The following is a 1,724-nucleotide window of genomic DNA, read 5'->3' as shown; positions in this document are numbered from 1 at the left end:
CAAGAGTTCCAAAAGACTGTGCCATATCTGGCACGACATATTTCATTTCCATATTGTTTTACCTCGTTTCTTTCTATATTCGATAAGTTTTTTGATTGTGATTTCTTATTCTGGCGGTTTGGGAAGTACCAGCAATCCCCCAGATAGTAAAGGGTAAAATCAATGCTTACGCACCCTTGACTATCCGTGTTCTTGCAGGTTGTTGGCAGACAAGCCAGAATAAGCAAAAGTCTGCCGTTTGACAGCTTCGGCGGAGAGCGTGATTTTTCTTTCATCATACCATTACCGCCTTATGATTTCTTCAATTTACGGCGTTTGTAAAGATATGTTCCAGCCAGTCCACCAGCAGACGCAAGCAACATCACAACAAATGCCATTACATTTGTACTGTCGCCCGTTTTGGGACTGTCGCTAGGTCTGTTAGGCTTTTCTGGTGTCGGTGGTGTTTCGGGTTTCTCTGGTTCTTCTGGCTTTTCCTTAAAGGTAATTGTCTGTCCCTTATCCTCAATATCCTTATGCTCGGTAACTTTCTTCGGCTCGTCTGGATTGCTTAAATCGTACAATTCTTCAAAAGTTACAAGCTGTTTGCCGTCAAGAGAAGTAGCGTCAAACGTAAAGGCAACTTCTACTTTCATAGTTTCGCTGTCAGCAGTAAACGTATAATCACTTTCCACACGCTTTCCATTGATAAGAAGTTCTGCATTTTCTTCTTTCAACATCTGCCAGCCCACAAGTTTGTACTGTGTACCGATTTCTAAGCCCTCTAAGGTTACGGTATCAATGATTGTAACGTCTTTTCCAGCTTCAATCTCTTTGTTGCCGTCCTTATCGGTAGCAGTCGTATGAATTTTGATGATACGCTCTGTGATAAGTACGGTTTGCCCGTCGTCCTCAATGTCCTTGTGTTCCGCAACTTTTACGGGTTCGTCTGGATTGCTGAAATCATACAATTCTTCAAAGGTAACAAGGTTCTTGCCACCTAAAGCAGACGCATTGAATGTATAGGAAATTTCCACTTTCATTTCTTCCTCATCAGCGACAAAGGTATAATCGTTTTCTACACGTTTCCCGTCAATAAGAAGTTCTGCGTTTTCTTCCTTTAACATCTGCCAGCCTTTGAGCTGGTATTTTGTGCCTTTTGTAAGTCCGTCCAATTTGACGGTATCAACAATCGTAACCTCTTTTCCTGCAAGGATTGTCTTTTCGCCGTCCTTGCTGGTTGCTGTGGTATGGATAGAGATTTCTTTCTCGTATTCATCAGTCAAAGTCCCTAAATCAATCACAAGATTGTTTCTTGATACTACGATTTCAAATGGTGGGATAAGTTCAAAGCCTTTGTTGCTGTCAGAGCGTAATTCCTCAATGATATAGGTATCATAAGGTAACGCACCCTTGCTGTCGTCTGGTTCAGAAGTCCCAAACCACACGCCGTCCTCGCTGGTCTTTCCTGCGTTGGTATTGTGCTTATGAGAAGCCCATTCAGCAGAAGTGGAAAACTGCCCGTTATCATCAGTTACCACAACATGATTTTCGCCCGTCGTCTTGCTTGTGATCCTAAAGGGAACATCAGCAAGACGCTTGTGTGTGCCTGCACCGATTTTTACACCCTCAATATCTCCACGCTTAATCTGATTATAGATAGAATGGGCTTCGTCGGTTAAGTCCACGATTTTTCCATTTTCTGTGATTGTAAAATCAATCGGTTTTGTACCGTCAGTTAAGTA

The 1,724-nt window shown here is 42.5% G+C and carries 1 protein-coding gene and 1 pseudogene; both read right to left on the bottom strand.

The genetic code is table 11. The features are described 5' to 3' along the window. On the bottom strand, window positions 1-278 hold a 278-nt coding region (locus tag AB5642_RS20235), incomplete at its 3' end, for a hypothetical protein (RefSeq protein WP_081484684.1). Window positions 279-290: 12 nt separating this feature from the next. Continuing rightward, window positions 291-1,724, bottom strand: a pseudogene (locus AB5642_RS20230) (SrtB-anchored collagen-binding adhesin); the annotation flags it as partial.

The organism is Ruminococcus sp. 1001136sp1_2201st1_G3_2201SCRN_220225, from assembly GCF_040924365.1.
GTDB lineage: Bacteria > Bacillota > Clostridia > Lachnospirales > Lachnospiraceae > Blautia_A > Blautia_A faecis.
Note: the sequence above shows the minus strand (reverse complement) of the source record. Positions and strands in the feature narration are given on the sequence as shown.